Consider the following 24,504-nt stretch of genomic DNA (forward strand, 5'->3'; position numbering starts at 1 on the left):
TCCTATAGAACAAAATTTGTCTAACGCCCTCCCCAATTCCCCTCATGTCTATCCGTGTTTTAGACACCACACATCCGTCAGCTTTCTCGACAGCCGTCACATTTATAAACACAATCCGTATCGCGAACAATTCTCATTTTGTTTATCGTTTACAGGAAAGTGATTATGACTTTATTGGCGCCTCCGGCTCGCCGCCCAATATTTGCATTGGGCCTGCTCGCCACGGCTTTGGCAGCCAGCTTCAGTGCTCACGCACAAACTTCCAGCGTTCGTGGTGGGGTCACCTCGCTGGAAGAAATTCGTGTCTTGCCGTCGGCAGAGGAAGCCATCAAACAGGCTCCCGGCGTGTCCACCATCACCGCCGAAGATATTGAAAAACGCCCTCCGGCCAACGACCTCTCCGAACTGATTCGCACCATGCCGGGTGTGAACTTGACGGGTAACAGCCCATCAGGCTCCTACGGTAATAGCCGCCAGATCGACTTGCGCGGCATGGGCCCAGAAAACACCCTGATCCTGATTGACGGCAAACCCGTCAGCTCGCGCGACTCCGTCCGTATGGGGCGTGATGGCGAACGCAACTCGCGCGGTGACAGTAACTGGGTGCCGGTCAACGCCATTGAGCGTATTGAAGTGCTGCGTGGCCCCGCCGCCTCCCGTTACGGCTCGGGTGCTGCCGGTGGTGTCGTGAACATCATTACTAAAGCCCCGACCGACACTTTCTCCGGATCAGTGACGGCCTACGGCTTGATTCCTGAAGACAGCAACTACGGTTCTACACGCCGCACCGGTTTTAATCTGTCTGGCCCTATCGCCGACAAACTGTCCTTCCGCGTCTACGGCAATATCGCCAAGACCGATGCCGACAAACCTGCGCTAAACGCAAAGTCCTCCGGCATTGATGTCAGCGACACCAACGTCCCTCCCGCAGGTCGCGAAGGTGTACGCAACAAGGACATCAACGGCCTGGTGCGCTTGGACATCAACCGAGATCACCGCTTGGAGCTGGAAGGCTCATTTAGCCGCCAGGGCAATATTTTTGCCGGTGAACGCCTGTTCTCCAACGCTAATGCCACCATTGCCTCGCTGGCCGATGACGGCGCTGAAACCAATATCATGTACCGCCGCGCCGGTTCGCTCAGCCACTATGGTGACTACGGCCAAGGACGCCGCTCCCGCCTGACCTTTGCCTACGAGGGCACCACCAACTCCCGCCTGAATGAAGGGATGGCTGGCGCGGGCGAAGGTAGCATCTCCAACCCCGGTGCAGGCTCTGTATCCGAACTGCGTTCGCTGAACATCTCGGGTGAATACAACACGCCCTTCCAGATTGCCAACAAACACGTTCTGATGACTGTGGGCTTCGAGCATCGCGACCAAAGCCTGGATGATGATTACGCCACTCGCTCTGGCCAAACCATCAACGAAAACACAGACTCCAAGAGCAAAGCAAAAACCACGGCTGCGTATGTGGAAGGCAATATCGAGTTGACCGAAGCCTTGACCATCACACCCGGCGTGCGTTTTGACCACCACAGCAAATTCGGTGACAACTGGAGCCCCAGCCTGAACGCCTCCTACTTCATCACCGAAAACATCACTTTGAAGGGCGGTATTGCACGCGCCTTCAAGGCACCTAACCTGTATCAGTCCAACCCCAACTACCTGTATCAAACACGCGGCAATGGTTGCCCGTACGATCCCGTCACCGGTCAACGCGTCAGCGGTCCTTGCTACATCTTTGGTAATGATGATCTGGCGCCCGAGCGCAGCATCAACAAGGAAATTGGTCTGGCCTACGACAATGCAGGCTGGGCTGCCGGCATGACTTACTTCCAGAACGACTACAGCAACAAGATTGTGGCCGATATGGGTGACCAGACTATTCCTAGCGCTATCAATATTGGTGGCTCGCTGGTTCGTCCATTCCAGTGGGTGAACTCCGGCAAAGCCGTGATTCGCGGCCTGGAAGGTAACCTGACCATCCCAATCCTGGGCGAGAACGGTGACACCTTGAGTCTGAGCAACAACCTGACTTACATGATCACCAACAAGTCCAAGGAAACGAATCAGCCTCTGACCGTCATTCCACGCTACACACTGAACAGCACGCTGGATTGGCGCGTAAACGACAAGCTGTCCATGCTGGCTACCGCTACGCTGTATGGCAAGCAAAAGCCACGTTCGCACAACCTGTCCAATAACTCGGAAGTGAAAGGCGAAGGCCTGCGTGAGCGTGGTTCGTATGCCATCTTCGGTCTGAGCGGCGCTTACCAGGTCACCAAGTCCACCAACGTCCGCCTGGGCGTGAACAACCTGTTCGACAAACGCCTGTACCGCGAGGACTCGGGTAGCGGCCAAGGTGCCAACACCTATAACGAGCCAGGTCGCCAGTACTACGCAACGCTGACTGCCAGCTTCTAAACTGCTCCTACCCTACTCCAGACTTCTTAACGAAGTCTGGAGGCGTTTTGAGGCTTAACGTCTCCTTTTTGCAACCAATATAAGAATTAGTCTCATTGTTATTCAAGATACGCGCCGTCAGGGTTGAATCGATAATGAGAATAGGTATCATTATTTTCGCTGTAAGGAAAACACTGCTGTAAAGAGCAACGCAACCGCAGCACACGCTAAAAACAGACACAAATTGGAAGTCGTCAATGAAATCTCTATTTACCGTAAAGCGCTTGCCGCTCGTTCTGGCAGGCGTTTTTGCTGCCAGCGGTGCAGTTGCTCAACAAAGCACACCCGTTCAACTCAGCCCTGTGGTTGTTACCGCTTCCGGCTTTGAGCAAGACATCAAAGAAGCTCCTGCTTCGATTACTGTCATTACCCGCGAAGAGTTAGAAAACAAGTTCTATCGCGATGCCTACGACGCCCTGCAAGATGTGCCCGGCGTTATTGTGACCGGCGGCGGTGATCGTCGCGACATCACGATTCGTGGCATGAGCTCCAAATACACGCTGATCCTGATCGACGGCAAACGTCAAAGCTCGGCCGAAACCCGCACCAACTCGGACTCCTCCGGGGTTGAAGGCGGCTGGACGCCTCCCCTGTCTGAAATTGAGCGTATTGAAGTGGTGCGCGGCCCTATGTCCTCGCTGTATGGCTCCGATGCCATGGGCGGTGTGATCAACATCATTACCCGCAAAGTTCCCAAAGAATGGGGCGGCTCCATTCGTCTGGACAGCACCTTGCAAGCACATAGCCGCTCTGGTGATATTTTCCAGGGTAACTTCATGCTGGGTGGCCCCATCAAAGAAGGCGTCCTGGGACTGCAAGTGTATGGCCAGCAGACCAACCGCAAAGAAGACGATATCTACGACGGCTATCGCAAGCGCGAATCATTTGAAGTCGGCGCAAAACTGAGCCTGACTCCAACCGAAAACCACAGTTTTGTACTCGAAGGCAGCTCCAAGCGTCAGAAATACAACTCCACATTGGGTAAAACGGTTGAGCCCATTGCCCCTGGCGTACCCTGCGACCGCTCTGGCTGCCCAGACAGCTCTGAAACGGATTACCGTGGCGAAAAAGTTTCTTTGACTCACAGTGGCAACTGGGGCTTTGCGACTTCCGATACCTACGTGCAGCAGGAAGACTTCAACAACAAGTCGCGTGATATGCGCATCAAAAATACCGATGCACGTACTGCGTGGGTAGCACCGCTAGGCGATCACTTGCTGACCATCGGCTCTTCCTACCAACACCAGAAGCTGAACGACCAAACCGGTAACCAGCTCACCACTGGCATCAACCGCGTCAAGCGCACCCAATGGGCCTTGTTCCTGGAAGATGAATGGAGTCTGACCAACAGCTTTGCCTTGACCGGCGGTGTACGTTACGACCACGACGAAAACTATAGCAAACACTTCAGTCCCCGTGTGTATGGGGTGTGGACTGCCAACGATAACTGGACCATCAAAGGTGGTGTTTCTACCGGTTTCCGCGCCCCCGATTTGCGTCAGACTGTCGCGGGCTGGGGCCAAGTCAGCCGGGGCGGCAATATGTACGGCAACCCCGATCTGAAGCCCGAAAAGTCCCTCTCCCAGGAGTTTGGAGTGATGTATGACACGCTGGAAGGTTTTTCAGCCGGTGTCACCCTGTTCAACAACGACTTTAAAGACAAAATCACTCGTATTGCGTGCCCGCTCAGCAAATGTACTGACGGCCCTAACCAGTTCGGCTCCAACCCGACAACCTACGAAAACGTAGACAAAGCGGTCACTCGTGGGGTCGAGACCAACTTCAGCTGGGATCTGGCTCAAGACTGGACCGTGAAAGCTAACTACACCTATACCGACTCCAAGCAAAAGAGCGGTCCCAACGAAGGTCAGCCTCTGAACCAGATGCCCAAGCACATGGCTAATGTCAGCCTGGATTGGCGTCCTACCGAGAAGATCAGCACATGGGCACGGGTGAACTTCCGTGGCAAAGAAAGCGAACCCGTCACGTCCGCATCCTCTTCAACGACCAAAGCCCCCTCCTACACCTTTGTGGATCTGGGCGGTACGTACAAGCTGAACAAGAACGTAGACCTGTACGCCGGCATCTACAACATTATGGATAAACAAATCCGCTACGAAGACTACAGCTATGTGGAAGACGGCCGTCGCTACTGGCTGGGCGTAGGCTTGCGTTTCTAAGTCTATTGCCTCCGTGCTCTACAGCGGGAGTCCAGGTGCGCTCTGACACTAACGACTCCCGCCTGCGTTCCCCCAACCTCGGGAGCAAGGCTTTGCCACTCTGTTTGAGCACACGGCACGCTGTATGAGCCCACCACGCCGCCCCTCCCGGCCCGAGCCAACCTGGTTGGCCCGCTACCGTGATTTGTTCAAAAGCTGGTCCCAACGCCAGTCTAGTTCCCACGATGCCGAAGATGCACTGCATGATGCTGCCCTGGCTCTGCTAAGCCGCGACAATAGCGCCGTACAAGACCCGGCGGCTTACTTCTACCGCAGTGCCCAACACAAGTTGTATGCCCAAGCCCGTGCCCAGCGAGCCCATGCCAGCCTATCCCTGAGCGATCTTGCCCAGGACGAGCATCCTTTTCTGGATGACTCGCAATCAAACGCACGCACCCTGCAACTTAGCCGGGCCTTGGAAGCGGCACTAGCCCAATTACCTTTAAAATGCCGCCAAGCCTATGTCTGGCATCGGCTGGAAGGATATAGTCAGCGCGAGATAGCCGAACGACTCGGTGTGTCCTTGAACTCGGTCGAGCGCTATATCATGCGGGCCCTGCAACATGTAAGCGAACAACTACACGCCTATCGAGGGGATGAGTAATGCCTGCCCCCTCCTGTTTCTTGATATCGACCACGGTGTTTACATGCACCTGAGCCCTGACCACACTGTGCCCGACGACCCACGCGCTGCAGCGGCTTTCTGGCTGAGCAAATCCAGCTTGCGCCCGCTATCCGATCAAGAGCAGCAAGCCTTGCAAGACTGGCTGCAAAACGCTGCCCATCGCCATGAATACGAGCTGATGAAAGGGGTGTGGAATGCAACGGCCCTGGTACCTGCTGAGCGCCTCAGAGCCTTAGCGAAAGATCCCCAAACGCCCCCTCGTAGACAGGGCTTAGGCTGGAGCGGTGGTCTGGCCCTGGGGGCAGTAGTCTGCATCACAGTCGCGCTGACTCAGTTCGAGTTCAACCCGGAACAAGCCTGGCACGAAGCCAACTACAGCAGCGCTGTTGGTGAAATTCGTCGTGTCACCTTGCCTGACCAGAGCGTCATTACCCTGAACACAGATACCCGTCTGCAAGTCCGCTATTTCGCCCACCGCCGCGAGATTGCTCTACTGCGTGGCCAAGCACTCTTCGAAGTGCAATCTGATCGTGCTCAGCCCTTTGATGTGCAGGCCGGAGACACGCAGGTACGGGTAACCGGCACGCGCTTTGATGTGCTGTATTTGCCCGAACAAACTCAAGTCACCGTGCAGTCTGGCTCGGTGCGGGTTCGTCAAGGAGCCTGGTGGTGGCGTCAGCAAGTTGATCTACATGCAGATCAACAAATTTCCTTGAGTCCGCAAATAACGGAGTTGAAAGCACAAACTGCCGATGTTCAAAGTGCTCTGTCCTGGGAGCAGGGCACCTTGATCTACAAGAACGTTCGTCTGGATCAAGCTATCGCCCAGATCAACCGCTACAGGACCAAGCCCATCACCTTGAGCCAAGCGAGCTTAGGTGCCATCCGCATTGGCGGCACAGTTCCTATTGCCCGCACGCAAGACTTTCTAGACACTCTGCCCCGCATTGCGGCTGTGCGAGTCGAACATCAAGTCAATGGCGAAGCACTGATTCTGCCTAAATAGCCAGCCCCAACGCCCTAGCCCTACCCAGAAACAAATAATTACAACATAAGAATGATTTTCATTCAGGGTTTTTATCTCTCAAGCACTCCTTATCTGTAATGGGCTTGAAAACCCAGACCTACCTTTGGCCAAAGGGTATGTGCGCCACGGCGCACCCGTCATCAAGTTATTGGAAAAGAACGTGAGTCGAATGCTGTTTCGATCCCCCGGCGTACCTTTTACACGTCTGAACCGCCCCCTGTTAAGCCGCCTGCTGCTGGTCAGTGCTTTGAGTCTGGCTACGCTGCCAGGTCTGGTCAGTGCAGCCACTCCAACCCTGCAATGGCAACTGCCTGCCCAAGCCCTGGACACCTCTTTGATTGCGGTGGCCCAACAGGCATCCGTCCAACTGCTGTACGCTCCCGATATCCTGGCCGGACGTCAGGCCCCCTCCCTGCACGGCAGCATGACGCTAGATCAAGCCTTACAGCAACTGCTGACAGGCACTGGCATTCGCTATACCCGCCATGGCATGCAGGTAACGCTCAGCAAAGACGCAGACGACATTACCCAGCTACAGGCCGTACAGGTTCATGCAGCACGTGAGCAAAGCACCGAAACCAGCGACAGCTACCACAGCGACCTGCCCAGTTCGCAAGCGACCAAGATGTCTTTGACGCTGCGCGAAACACCGCAGTCCGTCAGCGTCATGACCCATCAGCGCATTCAGGATCAATCCCTGACACGCATTACCGATGTCCTTCAGCAAGCGCCTGGCATCTCGGTGCAAAACACGGGCGGCAGTGAACGCTTCAGCGTCAATTCGCGTGGCTACAGCATCGGCCAATATCAACTGGATGGAGTGCCCGTCGTAGTGGACGAAGGCACACAGGACGTCTCCCCCAGTTTGAGCGATATGGTGGTCTACGACCGTGTCGAACTGATACGCGGCGCCACGGGCCTGACTACGGGCTCGGGCGATCCATCCGGTACGCTTAACATGATCCGCAAGCGCCCCACCCAAGAGGCTCAAATCATTGCCAACGTTGGCCTGGGCTCTTGGTCGCGCCAGCGCTATGAGCTGGATCTGGCTGGCCCCATCAATAGCAGCGGCACTATCCGGGGACGCATGATCGGTGCCTGGCAAGGCTCAGACAGCTATATCGACTACTACGGTCAGAAAAAACAGGTGCTCTACGGCATTATGGAGGCCGATCTGGGCCCCAATACTCTGCTAACGGCAGGCGTGGATTACCAGCGCACCCGCTCACGCGGTGCTATGGGCGGACTGGGTACACCCCTGTTCTTCAGCAATGGCGAGCAAGTGGATCTGGATGTCTCCACCAACTTGGCCAGCCGCAACAACTGGTACAACAACGATGCCTTAAACACCTTTGCCTCGGTGCAGCACGATTTTGGTCAGGACTGGACCGTTAAAGCTGCCGTCAATCGTTTGGATGCCACACGCCGTTTCCAAAACGTGATGGCAGGCATTACGTCCGGTTTTATCAATCAGCAAACCGGCGATGGTTTACCCTTGTGGGTACAAGGTGGCGACAGCCGCCAAACCCAAACCAGCGCCGACCTGCACATTACCGGCCCCTACACCCTGGGTGGCCGTCGTCATGAAATGGTTGCGGGTTTGTCTTTTATGGAAGCCGACACACGCTTTGATTCCCTGAAAGATGTCAGCGGCATCACCAGCCGTCAGCGCTTCAATCTGTACAACTGGGATCATCAAGCCTTCCATCCCGTGTTCGAGCAAAACTACGACAACGACACCTACACCCGCGAGTACGCCGCCTACGCCGCTACCCGCTTAAGCCTGACAGATAGCTTGTCTGTGATTGGCGGTCTACGCATGGGCAACTATCGCTGGCAGTACCAGCAACTGTACGCAGACGCCCCCATGCAAATCTGGAACCAGCATGTGACGGCCTCCGCCAAAGACATGATCACACCCTATCTGGGCGTGACTTACGATTTGAACGACCGGCACTCTTTGTACGCTAGCTACACCACGATATTCGCGCCGCAAACCACGCGTGATCGCAACGGCGGCATGCTGGACCCACGCGAAGGCGCCAACTACGAAGTGGGTGTAAAAAGCGATTGGCTGGACAGCAAGCTATCCACCAGTGCCGCCTTGTTCCTGATTCAGCAAGACAATCTGGCGGTGCCAGATGATGGTTATCTCGTCCCTGGCACAACAGACACCGCGGCGTACCGTGGCGAGAAAGGCGCACGCACACGCGGGTTGGACTTAGAGATCAATGGTGAATTAGCTCCGGGCTGGCAACTGGCGGCTTCTTACGCCTACAGCCGTACACAAGACAGCAAGGGAGAGCGTATCCGCACTACCATGCCCCAACACCTGCTGAAAGTCTGGACACGGTATCAACTACCTGGCGACTGGCATCGCCTGACCGTCGGCGCAGGAGTGAATTGGCAAAGCGCCATCGAAAACACCGTTTCCCCTTGGCAGATTGGCCGCCCTGTCACCGCTCGCCAAAGTGCATATGCCGTAACCAACGCGATGGCCCACTACCAGTTCAACAAACAACTGGGCGTCACCTTCAATGTGAATAATGTATTCAACCGCAAATACTTAAGCTCTATCGGCACGGTGTTTAATACCGGCTACTACGGCGAGCCGCGGAATGTGCGCCTGAACCTGCGCTACGCTTTCTAAACGCTTTTCCTGTTTGATTTTGGCCAGTACCACAGGGTGCTGGCCAGCCAGGACGACCCTCCCCAGCCCAGCGGCAACAGCGCTAGACTAAAGCTTGTTTGCCATCTGCCTGACTATCCAGTCGACACATTCGGGAGCTGATCTTGTCGTCCACCGAGCCTGACCTCGCTATCTACGCAGGCCCTCGCGCTTATCGTCACATTCAAAACAATGGTCTGCATGCCCACGATATAGGCACGCTGATTGGCAGTGCGGGTGGCCCCAAGGCTTTGGCGCTGACTGGACTGGATCAGTATCTGTTTGCGGACTGGCTCAATACGCATGACGAACCGCTCTGGCTGTTTGGCAGCTCTATCGCCTCCTGGCGTTTCGCCTGCGCGGCACAAGACAATCCCCACCAAGCCTTTGAGGACTTTGCGCAGCTCTATATCCATAGCCCCTTCCCGCCGCAGTCCACGGTCGCTGACATTACGCGCTCAACCCAAAGCATGCTTAAAACCCTGCTAGGAGACGAACACGCACAGGCGGCAATCCTGAATCACCCGCGCTATCGTTTTGCGATTACAGTGGCTCGCAGCAAGGGCTGGGCGGGTTCCCGCGATCAACGACAATTGAGCGCCGCCTTACTAAGCTGCATGGTCGGCAATTATCTTCACCCCGCCATCCCGCACTGGTTTTTCGAGCGAGTCATCGTCCACGACACACGCAGCCCCTTGCCCATTCACGGCAAGCACCACAACCAGGCCCGTTACGCCGCCCTGGACCACAACAATCTGTTTGAAACCCTGGCTGCCAGCACCGCCATTCCGCTGGTCATTGACGGCGTTGATGCCGCCCACAACTGGCCAGCAGGGCTGTACCGTGATGGAGGGCTGGTTGACTACAACTTCTGCGCGCTGGATCTGGACGGCCCTGGCCTGACACTGTTCCCTCATTTCACCCAAAAAATCAGCGCCAGCTGGTTCGACAAATACCTGCCCCGCTGGCAAAAGGCCCGCCGCCCCCACAGCCTGGACAATCTGGTTCTGCTTTGCCCAAGTCCTACTTTCTACGAGCGTCTAAAAAACCGCAAAATCCCCGATCGCTCTGATTACAAGCGTCTATCTGACACGGATCGACGAAAGGCTTGGCAAAACTCTGTCGAGCAAAGCCAGCGGCTGGGCGAGCAATTCGCACAATGGGTAGCAACGGATCAATTTGCTCAAGTCGTCCGCCCACTGCCCTTTCCCTGAGTAAAAGCATGCAGCGGGCCAAAGCAGTTTAGTATCATTTCAACTTCAACCTATTTCACGGTGCGCGCTCATGGATACTCCCATTCGTCTGACCCAATACAGTCATGGAGCCGGTTGCGGCTGCAAGATTTCCCCCAAGGTACTGGACATTATCCTGGCGGGCAGCGGTGCCCAGAATGTGGACCCGAACCTATGGGTAGGCAATACCTCGCGTGACGATGCAGCCGTCTACGGCCTGGACGAAGAACGTGGCGTAGTCTCCACCACGGACTTTTTCATGCCCATCGTGGACGACCCCTACGACTTTGGACGCATTGCCGCGACCAACGCTATCAGTGATATCTATGCCATGGGCGGCAAACCTATCATGGCGATTGCCATTTTGGGCTGGCCTATCAATGTCTTGTCACCCGAAGTCGCCCGCGAAGTCGTGCGCGGCGGGCGCGCTGCCTGTGACGCCGCCGGAATCACCTTGGCGGGCGGCCACTCCATTGATGCCCCCGAGCCTATTTTTGGTCTGGCTGTCACTGGTGTGGTGGACAAGAGCCAATTAAAACGCAACGACACCGCCACCGAGGGCTGCCAGCTTTATCTGACCAAGCCTTTGGGCATTGGTGTGCTGACTACCGCCGAGAAGAAAGCCAAACTGCGCCCCGAAGACCAGAACCTGGCACGTGACTGGATGTGTACCTTGAACACACCCGGTACCCGCTTTGCACAACTGCCTGGCGTCAAAGCGATGACGGACGTAACTGGCTTTGGCCTGCTGGGCCACCTGATCGAAATGGCTGATGGCAGTGGCCTGACCGCACGCCTGAACCTGGGGCGCGTCCCCCTTTTGCCCGGTATTGAGCACTACCTGGAACAGGGCTGCGTTCCCGGCGGCACGCAACGTAACTTTGACAGCTACGGCCACCGCATCGCCCCCATCAGCCAAGAACAAATCAATATTCTGTGCGACCCACAAACCAGCGGCGGTCTGCTGGTGGCGGTTGAACCCGCTGCCACGGCTGAGTTCCTGGCAGCCGCGGCCGAACTGGGGTTGAAACTGGACGCCATTGGAGAGTTCATCCCTGCTAAAACCCATGCTGTCGAACTCGCTTGATGCGCCCTGACACCCACCTTTATCGCGAGCTGTTCCTGAACGATGTACCTTTGATGGACGCTCGCGCTCCCATCGAATTCAGTAAAGGGGCCTTCCCCGGTGCTTTGAACCTGCCACTGATGAACGATGAAGAGCGGCATCAGGTGGGTATCTGCTACAAACAGCATGGCCAGGATGCTGCCATTGCGCTAGGCAATAAGCTGGTCAGCGGCCAACTCAAAGAAGCCCGTTTGCAAGCCTGGGCACAATTTACACAAGACCATCCTGATGGCTATTTATATTGCTTTCGGGGTGGCTTGCGTTCCTTGATCACACAAACTTGGCTACGCGAAGAAGCCGGTATCCACTACCCCCGCGTAGTGGGTGGCTATAAGGCCATGCGCGGCTATCTGCTGAATAATCTGGAACAAGCCATCGGCAGCGCACACTTTCAGGTTTTAGGTGGCATGACAGGCACGGGCAAAACCGATGTGCTGCAACAACTGAATCACAGCCTGGACCTGGAAGGCTACGCCCACCACCGTGGTTCCAGCTTTGGCAAACATGCCACCGGCCAGCCCAGCCAGATCGACTTTGAACATCGCCTGTCCATCGCTCTACTCAAGAAATCAGCACAAGGCCATCAGCGCTTTGTGCTGGAAGATGAAAGCCAGACCATAGGACGTTGCAGCCTGCCGCTTAGCCTGTATCGAGGGATGCAGCAGTGGTCCCTTATCTGGCTGGAAGATAGTCTGGAAAACCGTATTACGCGCATCGTGCGCGATTACGTACAGAACCTGCACGCCGAATTTACCGTGCAGTATGAGCCGCAAGCCGGCTTTGCTCTGTTTGCCGAGCAGCTACGTCAAAGCCTGGGTCGCATCAGCAAGCGCTTGGGCCATCAACGCTACCAGCAACTAGCCGTCATCATGGATGACGCCTTGCTGGAACAAGAACGCAGTGGCGTTCTGGACGGCCACCGGGCCTGGATTCGTGGCCTGCTGACCGAATACTACGACCCCATGTACATCTACCAGCGAGAACAAAAAGCGGAGCGGGTCATCTTCCAGGGCGATGCGGATGCTGTACTGAATTATTTACGTAAGCAGGGCTGACTCCGCCTACAGGGCACCACCCAGCATTTAAGCCAATCCACGTTTCAGCACCGGGCCAGAGACCAACGGACACACCCTAACGCGCACTGTTGTCAGAATCTGTCCTTGCTCTGACACAAAGAGCAAACAAAGGGTAACCCCTACCATCTTGCAAGAATCTTGTTGCAGGTGGTAAGAAATGACGTCCCTCAATCGCTTGGCCCGGCATGTTCAGTTGCGTACGCTCTGGCTCCTGCTTTTTATACTTGCCACCTGTTTAAGCAGCACTAGCGCGCACTCCAGCTCGCGCATTGCCCACTTCCTCCCGGAGGTGGCCCTTAGCGAGATCTATCCCACCGCCACCCATACCGGCAATCCCGAGGGCACCCTGCCCGTCGTCAAAGTTTTCCAAGACCAAGAGCAACTTGGGTACCTCTATGTCACCAGTGACATCGTCAACACCCGCGGTTACTCCAGCTTCCCTATCGACACTCTGGTCGCCATGAGCATGGACGGCAGCATCCTCGCTGCCAAGCTGCTCGAACACCATGAACCCATTGTGCTGATTGGTATTCCAGAGTCTCGGGTAGATGCCTTTATTCAAGGCTATATCGGCCAGAACTACATCAAGAACCGGCCCAAACCCGGCGCGCCGCCTCCCGTAGACATTATCAGCGGTGCCACCGTGACCTTGATGGTGGTGGGCGACAGCATCATGCGCTCATCCCAACTGGTAGCCCGGCAGGAAGGCATAGGCCAAGCGGCCGCTCCGGCCACCACACAAGTCGCCGTGCAACGCAGTATCGATACCAGCAATCACACCATTTCCAACTGGGACGAGCTGCTCCAAAGCGGTGCTATTCAGCGCCTGCACGTCAGCGTTGCCGATATCAATCAGGCGTTCATTGATAATGGCCGCAGCGAAGCCGCCGCCCATCCTCAGGAGGGCGATCCAGAAGATACCTTTATCGATCTGTACGCCGCCCTGGTCAGCGTACCCAGCATTGGGCAAAGCCTGCTGGGCGAATCTGACTACAACTATCTCCAGCAAGAACTGAAACCCGGCCAGCAAGCCATGCTGGTCGTAGGTAATGGGCTGTATTCCTTCAAAGGATCGGGCTATGTACGCGGCGGGATTTTTGACCGTATTGAAGTCATCCAAGACCTGAACAGCTTTCACTTTACCGATCTGGATCACCAACGTTTACCCGGCGTCAAAGCCGCCAATGCACCTGACTTTAAAGAAGCGGCCTTATTCAAGATTCCCGCTACCGCCACCTTTGATCCCGTCCAACCTTGGCGATTGCAATTGCTGGTGCAACGGGTTCTGAGCGTCAAAGACAAAGCGTTTGTCACACTCAACTTGAATTACCAGTTGCCCGACGCCTATTTAACGGCGCCGCCTCCTGCTGCTGCGTCAGCTCCCGATCAGACTGAGCAAGACGACCTGGACGCGGCCAGCGCCCCTCTTTACAAGCAAATCTGGGCAGGCAAGAAAGTGCAAATTGCCGTGCTGCTGCTGTCTTTGCTGACCTTGGGTGGTGTCTTCTTCTTTCAGGACACACTGACCAAACACGAAGTGTTCTACCAGCGCTTTCGCATCGGCTTTCTGCTGTTCTCGCTGGTCTGGATTGGCTGGTACGCCTCGGCTCAATTGTCGGTGGTCAACGTGCTGACCTTCTCTCACGCCCTGCGAACCGACTTCCGCTGGGAATACTTCCTGATGGACCCCTTGGTGTTCATTCTGTGGATCGCCACCGCCATCTCTCTGATTTTCTGGAACCGAGGCGCCTTCTGTGGCTGGCTCTGTCCCTTTGGAGCGCTGCAAGAGCTGGCCAACAAGCTCGCCCGTTTCCTGCGTATTCCCCAGATCAAGGTTGCCTACAGCGCCCATAAACGGCTGGTTGCCATCAAGTACGTCCTCTTCATTTTGCTCTTTGGTTTTGCCCTGTACGACATGGCAGTAGCCGAAAAGATGGCCGAAGTAGAGCCTTTCAAAACCGCCATCATCCTGAAATTCATCCGCGACTGGCCCTTCACGATTTTCGCTGTGCTGCTCTTGATAGCCAGCCTGTTTATCGAGCGTTTTTACTGCCGCTATCTCTGTGCTTTGGGCGCCGCCCTGGCCATTCCAGCCCGCCTGCGCATCTTTGACTGGCTGCGTCGCTACCCCATGTGTGGTGACCCCTGTCAGCGCTGTGCTACCGACTGTCCCGTTCAGGCCATCGAGCCCGAAGGCCCGATCAACCCCAACGAATGTATCCAGTGTCTGAACTGCCAGATGCTGTATCACCACGAGAAAAAATGCCCACACCTGATTCAAAAAATCGCCAAGCGCAAGCGCGGTAAAGCGGCTCCCGTTGCCGTTGCCAGTTCGCTGCAAGACGATGCCGCAGCGCGCCCTACCGTGCGCCCACGCAACCCAGATAGTTCCGATTCCACGCCAGCCACGCCGTGAGACGGCTGGGCGCGCACCCAGCGCCAGTCGGCCACGTCATCACACAAAAGGAAGATCACACCATGTCCGAGAACAAGCAGGATAAACAGGGTCTAAGTCGCCGCGCCTTTCTAGGCACCGCCGCCTTGTCCGGCGCTGCGGTGGTCAGCGCTACCCACATTGGCAACGCTCTGGCCGATACCAAGAAAACGCCAGACGGGCAAAACGCCCACATCGAGCCGGGCGAGCTGGACCAGTACTACGCCTTTAACTCCGGAGGCCAGTCAGGCGAAATCCGCATCATGGGTCTGCCCTCCATGCGCGAGCTGATGCGCATTCCTATCTTCAACATTTGTAGCGCCACAGGCTGGGGGATCACCAACGAAAGCCGTCAGATCATGCGCGCCAACCTGACGCCAGAAACACTGGCCTTTGCGGACACTCTGGGCGGCATTTTGCCCAACGGCGATGCCCACCACCCCCATATGTCCTTTACCGACGGGACCTACGACGGCCGCTTTATCTACATCAATGACAAAGCCAATAACCGCGTGGCACGGGTGCGCTGCGATGTCATGAAGTGCGACAAGATCATTGAAATTCCGAATGCCGACGGTATCCACGGCCTGCGCCCTCAACGCTATCCACGCACCGGCTATGTATTCTGCAACGGTGAACACATCGTCCCCCTGCCTAACAACGGCACCATCTTTGGCAATCCCAAAGAAAACTACTTTTCTGTGTTCACCGCGATTGACGGCGACACCATGGAAATCGCCTGGCAGGTGATTGTGGACGGCAACCTGGACAATTGCGACGCCGACTACCAAGGTAAATACGCGTTCTCCACCTGCTACAACTCCGAAAAAGGCCTGGATGTTGGCGAGATGAGCGCCAACGAACAGGATTGGGCCGTTGTGTTCAACCTGAAAGCCATTGAAGACGGCGTCAAGAAAGGTGACTTCAAGGAAATGCAGGGCGTCAAAGTGCTGGATGGCCGCAAAGGTTCGCGCTACACACGCTACATTCCCGTGCCTAACTCCCCACACGGTTGTAACGCCTGCCCCGACGGCATCCACGTGGTCTTTAACGGCAAGCTCTCGCCCACCGTCACCATGATCGACGTGCGCCGTCTGGATGACTTGTTTGCCGACAAGATCAAACCACGCGACTGCGTAGTGGCAGAGCCCCAACTGGGTCTGGGCCCTCTGCACACCGCCTATGACGGGCGTGGCAATGCCTACACCACCCTGTTTATCGACAGCCAGATCGTGAAGTGGAATATGGCCAAGGCCATTGAGGCGTACCAGGGTAAGGACGTAGATCCCATCATCCAGAAACTGGACGTGCACTACCAGCCTGGTCACAACCACACCACCATGGGCGAAACCAAAGAGGCCGATGGCAAATGGCTGGTATCACTGAATAAGTTCTCCAAAGACCGTTTCCTGAACGTAGGCCCGCTTAAACCAGAGAACGATCAGTTGATCGACATTTCGGGCGACGTCATGAAGCTGGTCCACGACGGCCCCAGCTTTGCCGAGCCCCACGACATGCTGCTGGTTGCTGCCGAAAAGGTACGACCCAAGCGCGTGTGGACCCGTGATGACCCTTGGTGGGACGAAACCCGGAAGATGGCCGAAAAAGACGGCGTCACCCTGGAAGGTGCTTCCAAAGTCATCCGCGATGGCAACAAGGTGCGGGTCTACATGACAGCGGTTGCCCCGGTGTTCTCGGTGCCCAGCTTCGAGGTTAACCAGGGCGACGAAGTCACAGTCGTGGTCACCAATATGGAAATGATCGAAGACTTGACCCACGGCTTCACCTTGTCCGGCTACGGCGTGGCGATGGAAATTGGCCCGCAGCAAACCAGCTCGGTGACCTTCACGGCCTCGCGCCCCGGTGTGCATTGGTACTACTGCCAGTGGTTCTGCCATGCCTTGCACATGGAAATGTCGGGCCAGATGAACGTGAAACCCAAAGCCTGATGGTGACATGAAGCCTTTCCGCCTACTCCCCTACCGTGCACGATGCACCAGCCCAGCCCTTGGGTTGGGGCTGGCCCTGACGCGGCTCACTGCACTGGCCCTGGCGGCCAGTGCTCTGACAGTCCACGCCGCCATCATCCAGGTGCCCGCCAACACGGCGCTGCAAGCCTCTATTGATGCCGCCCAACCTGGCGACACCCTGGTTCTGGCGCAGGGCAGCTACCAGGGCAACATCATCGTGAACAAGCCTTTGACGCTCCAAGGCCCCAGCGACCGACAGGCCGTACTGGTGGGTGAACGTGAAGGCCGCACGGTTTGGGTGCAGGCGGAAAATGTGCAAATACGCCATATCACAGTCAGCAATTCTGGATTAAGCCTGCCGGATATGGATGCAGGAATATTCCTGGATAAACCCGCCCATAACGCCCTGATTGAAGAAAACGACATCCTCGATAATCTGGTGGGAGTGTACGTCTGGGGCCCCCATGACGCGCTGGTACAAGGCAACATCATTGTAGGCAATAAAGAGCTGCGCCTGAATGAGCGCGGCAATGGTGTCACCCTATGGAACTCCCCCGGCTCACGCATTTTGAACAACGATATTTCCTGGGGACGCGATGGCATTTTTTCCAATACCAGCCGCGACAACGTCTTCAGCCATAACCGCTTTACCCAACTGCGCTATGCGGTGCACTACATGTACACCAACAACAGCGAGATCAGCAGCAATATCTCCATAGGCAACGACATTGCCTATGCCCTGATGTTCTCGCAGTTCCTGACGGTACGCGAGAACATCAGCATCAACAGCACGCATCAAGGGCTCATGCTCAATGCCGCCCAGCAATCCACCATTACCGACAATATCGTGGACGGTGCTGAAAAAGGCGTCTTTCTCTACAACGCCAACTTCAACAAAATCCACGGCAACCTGATTCAGAACACCCAGATCGGCGTGCATTACACCGCAGGCTCCGAGGGCAACGAGATCACGGACAACGCCTTCATTCAGAACCAGAATCAGGTGAAGTATGTGGGCACACGGTATCTGGAATGGTCCAGCCAAGGACGTGGCAATTACTGGAGCGACCACAGCGCCTTTGACCTGAACGGCGACGGCATCGGGGACACGGCCTATCGCCCCAATGGCCTGATTGAACAACTGGTCTGGCGTGCCCCGTCTGCGCGCGTGCTTTTAAACAGCCCCGCCGTTTCTATTGTGCGCTGGGCACAAACCCAATTTCCTGCCATTTTGCCCGGCGGAATCATGGATAGCGCACCCCTGATGCGAGCTCCAGAGAATCCCGTCTGGGAGCGCTACAAGGCCACTCATGACCCCATCCACTAAACACACGGCCACGGCCCCCGTTGCGCTGAGCAATGTCAGCAAACTGTATGGCCAACAGCGCGCCGCCGACGCGGTGAACTTTGAGCTTTACCCCGGCCAGTGCACGGTACTGGCGGGGCACAATGGCGCGGGCAAAAGCACAGTGATCAAACTGATTCTGGGTCTGATCCGTGCCGATGAAGGCCAAGTCACCCTGTTGGAGCATGATGCGGGCTCCTCCCAAGCCGCTCGCTTACGGGCCCACATCGGCTATTTACCGGAAACCGTTGCCCTGCACCCGGCCTTGACGGGCACCGAGACCCTGGCTTTTTATGCTCGATTAAAGGGGCTGCCTACCAGCGACAACCAAGCTCTGCTGTCACGCGTCGGTATTGCCCAAGCCGCTCACAAACGAGTCGGCACCTATTCCAAAGGCATGCGCCAACGACTGGCTCTGGCCCAGACCTTACTGGGCAAACCACGCGTGCTATTGCTGGACGAGCCCACGACCGGCCTGGACCCTGCCTCCCGCCTGCTGTTCTACGACATCGTGCAGGAACTGCGCGATGCTGGGGCCACCATCCTGCTCAGCACCCATGCCTTGGCAGAAATGGAACGCTTGGCAGACCGCATCATCGTGATGCAACAGGGGCGCAAAATTGCGGACGGCACCTTATCTGAATTGCGACAGCACGCTGGCTTGCCGGTACGCATCCGCCTGACCGTAGAGCATATCCCCGACTCTGTGCCACAGAATTGGAAAGCCATCGGTCTAAACCGCCTGGAGCGTCACTGCACCGAGGCCGAAAAAATCCAGATCCTGCGTGAAGCCCATGCCATCCCCGGTTTAAACGACCTGGAGCTGGAGTCTCCCGGTCTGGACGAGCTTTATGCGCACTTTTTGAAGCGCGAGGATTACTAAGCCATGAACCCTGTCCTGATCATCATCCAAAAGGAAGTGCGCGATGGCCTGCGCAATCGCTGGGTACTGGCGGTCACTCTCTTGCTAGCAGCCCTGGCCCTATCACTGGGCTTTCTTGGCAGCGCCCCCACGGGCAGCGTCAAAGTAGACCCTCTGACCGTTACTGTTGTAAGCCTGTCCAGTCTGTCTATTTTCCTGATCCCGCTGATCGCCATGCTGCTGTCCTACGACGCCATTGTGGGCGAGATCGAACGCGGCACTATGTCCTTGCTGCTTAGCTACCCCGTCCATCGCTGGCAGGTATTGGTAGGTAAGTTCCTGGGCCATGCCTTGATCCTGAGCCTGTCTACCGTGGTGGGCTACGGCTTGGCGGGGATCACCTTACAGTTAGCGCACGGCGGCTTGGACTTCAGCGTCTGGACACCCTTTTTGGCCATGATGGGAGCCAGCATCCTACTCGGTGCCAGCTTCCTGTCTATGGGCTATTTCATCAGTACACTCGTCAGAGAACGCGCCACCGCAGCAGGCTTGGCCATCGGCATCTGGCTGTTTTTCGTGGTGATTTACGACATGGCGCTGCTGGGCATGCTGGTTGCCGACCAGGGAGCCACCATTACTGCTTCTTGGCTGAACATCATCCTGCTGTTTAACCCCACCGATGTGTACCGCCTGCTGAATCTAACCGGCTATGAAAATGTCGCCATGTTTGCCGGTATGGCTGGCTTAAGCGAACAGGCGCGCCTGCCCGCCAGCTTGCTGATGGGTGTCTTGTTGCTATGGATCGCCGTGCCCTTTGGTCTGGCAAGCCTTGTGTTCAAAAAGAAGGCTTTATGAAAAAACTGCGCACCTTTTTATTACTTTGCCTGGGCCTGATACTGGCCGCCTGCGGCCAACCCGAGCAAGTACAAGCACCGCCCCCACCCGTCGTCCAGATTCCCCAAACGGCCGTGGGGCACTACTGCGGCATGTACCTGTTTGAGCATCAAGGTCCCAAAGGACAAATTCTTTTGCGCGAACGCGAGGCACCGCTTTGGTTCACCACTATCCGCGAAGTCTTTGCCTACACCATGCTGCCCGAGGAATCCAAAGCCATTGCCGCTACTTATGTCCAGGACATGGTGCAGAAGGACAAAAACGGCCAGTTTCCCGAGCAAGCATGGATACCGGCCCAAGATGCCTGGTACCTGATCTACAGCCGCTACACCGGCGGCATGGGAACCATTGATGCCTTGCCCTTCAGCCAGGAGCAGGCTGCTAAAGAATTCCAGCAGCAACATGGCGGCCAGTTGGTGCGCTTTGCCGACATGCCCGAAAACTACATCTTCGGTGCGGTCGCGCTGCCTTGAAACGCTTACTTTCCTGATCCCAGGTATTTGCCATGACTTCTACCCCCGTTTCCCGCCGTCGTTTTATCGGTATCGTGGCCGCAACCAGCGCCCTGACTTGCTTACCTTGGGCCGCAAAAGCCATGCAAACGACCGCCACCCCACTCAGTTCCTGGCAAGGTGTGGCCTTGGGCGCCGATGCTCAATTGCACATCCACCATCCTGACCCCGTTTTTGCGCAAACCCTGATCGATCAGGCCCTGTCCGAAGTCCGGCGGCTGGAACGGATATTCAGTCTGTATCAGGAAGACAGTGCATTAAGACGCCTGAACCGCGATGGTTATCTGAAACAAGCCCCCGGTGACTTAACGCGACTGCTGCTGGAGTCTGAACGACTCAGCGAATTGACCCACGGCGCGTTTGACCCAAGCGTGCAAGTGTTATGGGATCTGTATAGCCAGGCCGCTCAACGTAGCGATAGCTCCTCCAACCTTCCTAGCGAGGCCGAGCTGAACCAAGTGCTGCGGCAAGTGAATCACAAGGCTATCCAGATCCAAGATGACACCATCCGTCTAAAACGACCTGGAATGGCACTGACCCTGAACGGCATTGCTCAAGGCTACATTACCGATCGCATCACAGAGCAACTGAAACAGGCGGGCTTGGAACATGCCTTGGTCGATATGGGCGAAATACGAGGTCTGGGCATGGCTCCGGGCGACCGTCCCTGGCGCGTCGGCTTGGCAGGCGACCCGGTAGACCGTACCAGCTTGCTGGATCTGGATGTACTCAACCAGGCTGTCAGCACCTCATCAGGGGCAGGCACAGCGCTCAGTCGGGATGGTTCTGTCACCCATCTGTTCAACCCTGCCAATGGTCAGGCTCGCCCTTTGTATAGCAGTGTCTCGGTCGTAGCGGGCAACGCCACAATTGCTGATGCCCTGTCCACTGCCTTTTCCTGGCTGTCGCCTCAAGAGATTGCTCAAGTTCTGGCCAGCGACCCGAACCTGAAAGCCTGGGTGCTGCCTTACGGTGGGCAAACTTTAGTCCAAATTCACGCCTGAAAATCAGGACAAACCCCGTTACGGCACAGTCTGCTCAAGCCTAGCTAAAGCCTCGTACAATGGCGCTCTAGCCCACTGTATGCTGATTTCCTATGCCCACCCGCTCTAACGCCCTGTCTTCAGTCATCCCCTTACCCGGTTTACCAGAGTGGGCGCGTTTCCGTGAGGCAGCCCTGCAGGCTGATCGCTACGCACTAGACCTGCATTGCCTGAAAGCAGCGGGCCTGCAAGTAGACTTAAGCGGCCAACGCCATTCACCCGAGCTGCAACAAGCCGGAGAAGACCTGCTGGCTGCCCGTAGTTTCGACAAGGCCCGCCAACAGCTGCTAGGCGGTGGCATCGTCAACTGCACCGAACAACGTGCTGCCTGGCATAGCGCCCTGCGCGCCCCTGCCCCCATGGCCGAAGTCGCCAAGGAGCGCGAACGCATGAATGAATTCGTGCGGGTGGCGGACTCCGAGCGACGCTGGCGCAACATCATTCACATTGGGATCGGTGGCAGCGACTGGGGAGTGCGACTATCCCTGGCCGCCTTTGGCTATCGCCACAGCTGGCGCAATGTACGCTTCCTAGCCAATATCGATGGCCATGCGCTGGAACATGCACTCTCGGGGATGGACCCTCACGACACCCTGGTTGTCATCGCGTCCAAATCCTTCACGACAACCGAGACCCTGAAAAACGGCCAGCGCGCCCTGGAATGGTTGCAAGCAGCCGGTGTTGCCAACCCCTACGAGCAAATCGTCGCCATTACCGCCCGCCCTGCTACCGCCTCACACTGGGGCGTGCCACAGAAACAGATTTTCCAGTTCTGGGATTGGGTGGGTGGCCGCTTTTCTTTGTGGTCCGCCGTCAGCCTGACCACGGCTCTGGCCGTCAGCAGCGATGTGGTCGCCGGTATGCTCTCAGGCGCAGCGGCGATGGACCAGCACTTTCAGGAAGCCCCCATCGCGTCCAACATCCCCGTGCAAATGGCTCTGGCCGGTGTGGTCAACCGCAGTGTGCTGGGCTATGGCTCGCTGAATATTTCTCCCTACGACTTCCGCCTGGGCAATCTGGTGCCCTACATCCAGCAACTGGATATGGAGTCTTTGGGTAAGTCCGTCACGACCAGCGGGCAGCCCGTAGGCGTCGCCACTGGCGCTGCTGTCTGGGGGCTGGCAGGCACCGATGCCCAACATACCTTCTACCAATGGCTGCATCAAGGTAGTGATGGCGCTCCGGTCGACTTTATTGTCTGCCAGCAGGCTGACCATAAACAGCCAGAACATCACAACCTGCTGTTGGCCAACTGCCTGGCCCAACGCGAAGCCCTGATGCGCGGCAAGACCTACGAACAAGCCTTGGCTGAATGCGAGGGCCAGGGAGAACAAGCCGAGCAACTGGCCCACCATCGCGTTCACTCCGGTGGCCGCCCCAACTCCCTGATCGTATTGCCCCGCCTCAGCCCCTTCTCTTTGGGTGCACTATTGGCGTTGTACGAGCACAAAATCTTTGTTCAGGCTCTGATCTGGGGTATCAACCCCTTCGATCAATGGGGAGTGGAGTATGGGAAAGTGCTGGCGAACGGTATTTTGCAGGAACTCGCTAGTGATTCGAACGACATCAACCACCATGATGTTTCTACTCAACACTGGATCAAAATCTTCAAGAACTAGCGCACCCCAAATACTTTATCAAGCAATACTGCACCATACGACTACGTACTAACACCCAAAATAAAAATGGGTCCAAAAAGACAAAAACTTCTATTCAAACTACGCTTATACAGATTCGTTACCGCCTCAACGATAATTCTTTCTCAAGCTCTAACGCTACAGTCAAAGGTTCTCGCCCTGCAATAACAGCAGCCAGCCCAGAAGCAATTATGTCTTTTGGAGGAGCCAAATGCCCCTCCCCCCAATCCCCTTCCCAGTAGGCTAAATGCGTACTGAATGAAAACACCTCCGTCGAGACTTGCACACCCTTCCCGAACTTTGCCAGAAAGGGAGATGCATGGGATTTAACATGCCAATCACTTCTATTTTGTAAATAAAGAATGTGGCGTTTCCCAACTAGCGTTGGAGCACAAGCATCCAGACTATAAGGTACTCCCGAAACCTGTAATGCTGTCTTGAGGTCATTCACATCCGATAGAGCAGGGAAGGCTACATCTAAAAACCGCTTCACTGGCCCTGGTGAGTAACGCGCCAGTGACGTCTGAGGGTTCCAAACAAATGCTGAAGCGAGTTGGGTTTGAAGCAAGCTCAATATCAGCAGTGAAGCAAAACCTCCTCCTGACCCTCCCATCAATACCAGCCGTGCACTAGTACGCTCAACAAACGAGTCCAACAAAATCGCAATGCGATTAGGTAAATCAGTGAAGCTCTCATGGCCTGCATACCAGCCTAGAAAAAGCTCATGTGACCTGCCCAATGTTGGATCCGAAACTGATATCACGGGAATATCGAGTCTCTTGGCCATTTCGACCCCCGAAAAAAATGGCGCAGAAGTGCCATCTCGTGACGTAAGGGCACCACTAAAGCAAACTAGCACCGCCGAACCTGCTTCGAGATTCTCCATACCGCCAAGAAGAAAATCTACATAACAGCCCTCATCCATGAAGTGATATAAGCCATCAGCAACATCGTGGCCTGACCAAGGAGACTCAAAACTACGTTCAAAGACAGGTCGATTGCTCCACCGTCGAAGATCATAAGGAGAGCCAAGCTGAACTACACGCTCAGAATCATGAGTCTTAACTAGAGCAGGCTGATCGTCAGTCGCGGGCTCTTTAATAAACACTCTTGCCTGATAGTGCCCTGCAAGCCCATCATTCGGAAACTTTACCTCTAAACCCTTCCCATACCGACTATGAGCAACTCTGGTTTTATTTCTGAGTAAATAAAAGGCATAAGTAACAACCTCCGGAGAGTCGACAGGAACCTCAACTTTTGCCACCCACTCTTGTCCCTCAAAAGTCAATATCACTTTTGGATGCTCAACAATTTCAACCATACAAACTATCCTTCCCAATGGAACGGGTCCTTATGCCAAGGCGCTAGGAT

At 56.0% G+C, this 24,504-nt stretch carries 17 protein-coding genes; 16 read left to right on the forward strand and 1 reads right to left on the reverse strand.

What is annotated here, in order from left to right; all coding sequences use genetic code 11:
* Positions 1-165: 165 nt before the first annotated feature.
* The 16 genes from IE156_RS11540 (at position 166) to pgi (ending at position 23,115) form a co-directional block, all read left to right on the forward strand.
* Entirely contained in the window at positions 166-2,424 is a 2,259-nt protein-coding gene (locus IE156_RS11540; protein ID WP_189392672.1) for a FepA family TonB-dependent siderophore receptor, read from the forward strand.
* A 236-nt stretch (positions 2,425-2,660) separates the two neighbouring features.
* The gene (locus IE156_RS11545) at positions 2,661-4,643 is read left to right on the forward strand and encodes a ligand-gated channel protein (protein WP_189392673.1); all 1,983 of its coding nucleotides are present in this window, start codon (positions 2,661-2,663) and stop codon (positions 4,641-4,643) included.
* A gap of 124 nt (positions 4,644-4,767) precedes the next feature.
* A complete protein-coding gene (locus tag IE156_RS11550) occupies positions 4,768-5,286 on the forward strand; it encodes an RNA polymerase sigma factor (protein WP_189392674.1) in 519 nt (172 codons plus the stop codon).
* Positions 5,287-5,329: 43 nt separating this feature from the next.
* Positions 5,330-6,313 carry a FecR family protein gene (locus tag IE156_RS11555; protein ID WP_189392675.1) on the forward strand — a complete coding sequence of 328 codons (984 nt, stop codon included), beginning with the start codon at positions 5,330-5,332 and terminating at the stop codon, positions 6,311-6,313.
* A gap of 190 nt (positions 6,314-6,503) precedes the next feature.
* Complete coding sequence (locus IE156_RS11560; RefSeq protein WP_229841288.1) at positions 6,504-8,984, forward strand: TonB-dependent siderophore receptor; 2,481 nt, start codon at positions 6,504-6,506, stop codon at positions 8,982-8,984.
* Between the two features lie 143 nt (positions 8,985-9,127).
* On the forward strand, positions 9,128-10,216 hold the full coding sequence (locus tag IE156_RS11565) for a hypothetical protein (RefSeq protein ID WP_189392677.1): 1,089 nt from the start codon (positions 9,128-9,130) through the stop codon (positions 10,214-10,216).
* A gap of 70 nt (positions 10,217-10,286) precedes the next feature.
* The gene (selD, locus tag IE156_RS11570) at positions 10,287-11,321 is read left to right on the forward strand and encodes a selenide, water dikinase SelD (RefSeq protein WP_189392678.1); all 1,035 of its coding nucleotides are present in this window, start codon (positions 10,287-10,289) and stop codon (positions 11,319-11,321) included.
* Positions 11,321-12,415: a tRNA 2-selenouridine(34) synthase MnmH gene (mnmH, locus tag IE156_RS11575; RefSeq protein ID WP_189392679.1), complete on the forward strand. Its 1,095-nt coding sequence runs from the start codon at positions 11,321-11,323 to the stop codon at positions 12,413-12,415. Before selD ends, mnmH begins: the two co-directional genes overlap by 1 nt.
* 178 nt (positions 12,416-12,593) lie before the next feature.
* A complete protein-coding gene (locus IE156_RS11580; protein ID WP_189392680.1) occupies positions 12,594-14,852 on the forward strand; it encodes a NosR/NirI family protein in 2,259 nt (752 codons plus the stop codon).
* A gap of 62 nt (positions 14,853-14,914) precedes the next feature.
* Positions 14,915-16,819, forward strand: coding sequence for a TAT-dependent nitrous-oxide reductase (nosZ, locus tag IE156_RS11585; RefSeq protein WP_189392681.1), 1,905 nt, complete (start codon positions 14,915-14,917; stop codon positions 16,817-16,819).
* 7 nt (positions 16,820-16,826) lie between these two features.
* Positions 16,827-18,167: a nitrous oxide reductase family maturation protein NosD gene (locus IE156_RS11590; RefSeq protein ID WP_189392682.1), complete on the forward strand. Its 1,341-nt coding sequence runs from the start codon at positions 16,827-16,829 to the stop codon at positions 18,165-18,167.
* Positions 18,151-19,068 carry an ABC transporter ATP-binding protein gene (locus IE156_RS11595; protein ID WP_189392683.1) on the forward strand — a complete coding sequence of 306 codons (918 nt, stop codon included), beginning with the start codon at positions 18,151-18,153 and terminating at the stop codon, positions 19,066-19,068. The genes IE156_RS11590 and IE156_RS11595 overlap by 17 nt, the downstream gene beginning before the upstream one ends.
* 3 nt (positions 19,069-19,071) lie before the next feature.
* Complete coding sequence (locus IE156_RS11600; RefSeq protein WP_189392684.1) at positions 19,072-19,902, forward strand: ABC transporter permease; 831 nt, start codon at positions 19,072-19,074, stop codon at positions 19,900-19,902.
* Positions 19,899-20,414, forward strand: coding sequence for a nitrous oxide reductase accessory protein NosL (locus tag IE156_RS11605; protein ID WP_189392685.1), 516 nt, complete (start codon positions 19,899-19,901; stop codon positions 20,412-20,414). The genes IE156_RS11600 and IE156_RS11605 overlap by 4 nt, the downstream gene beginning before the upstream one ends.
* Before the next feature lie 32 nt (positions 20,415-20,446).
* Complete coding sequence (locus IE156_RS11610; protein ID WP_189392686.1) at positions 20,447-21,457, forward strand: FAD:protein FMN transferase; 1,011 nt, start codon at positions 20,447-20,449, stop codon at positions 21,455-21,457.
* Positions 21,458-21,549: 92 nt separating this feature from the next.
* The gene (gene pgi, locus IE156_RS11615; RefSeq protein WP_189392687.1) at positions 21,550-23,115 is read left to right on the forward strand and encodes a glucose-6-phosphate isomerase; all 1,566 of its coding nucleotides are present in this window, start codon (positions 21,550-21,552) and stop codon (positions 23,113-23,115) included.
* A gap of 118 nt (positions 23,116-23,233) precedes the next feature.
* On the opposite strand, the gene IE156_RS11620 is transcribed toward pgi, so the two are convergent.
* Entirely contained in the window at positions 23,234-24,454 is a 1,221-nt protein-coding gene (locus tag IE156_RS11620; RefSeq protein ID WP_189392688.1) for a hypothetical protein, read from the reverse strand.
* Between the last annotated feature and the right edge of the window lie 50 nt (positions 24,455-24,504).

This window comes from Alcaligenes pakistanensis, from assembly GCF_014652815.1.
Taxonomy (GTDB): domain Bacteria; phylum Pseudomonadota; class Gammaproteobacteria; order Burkholderiales; family Burkholderiaceae_B; genus Alcaligenes; species Alcaligenes pakistanensis.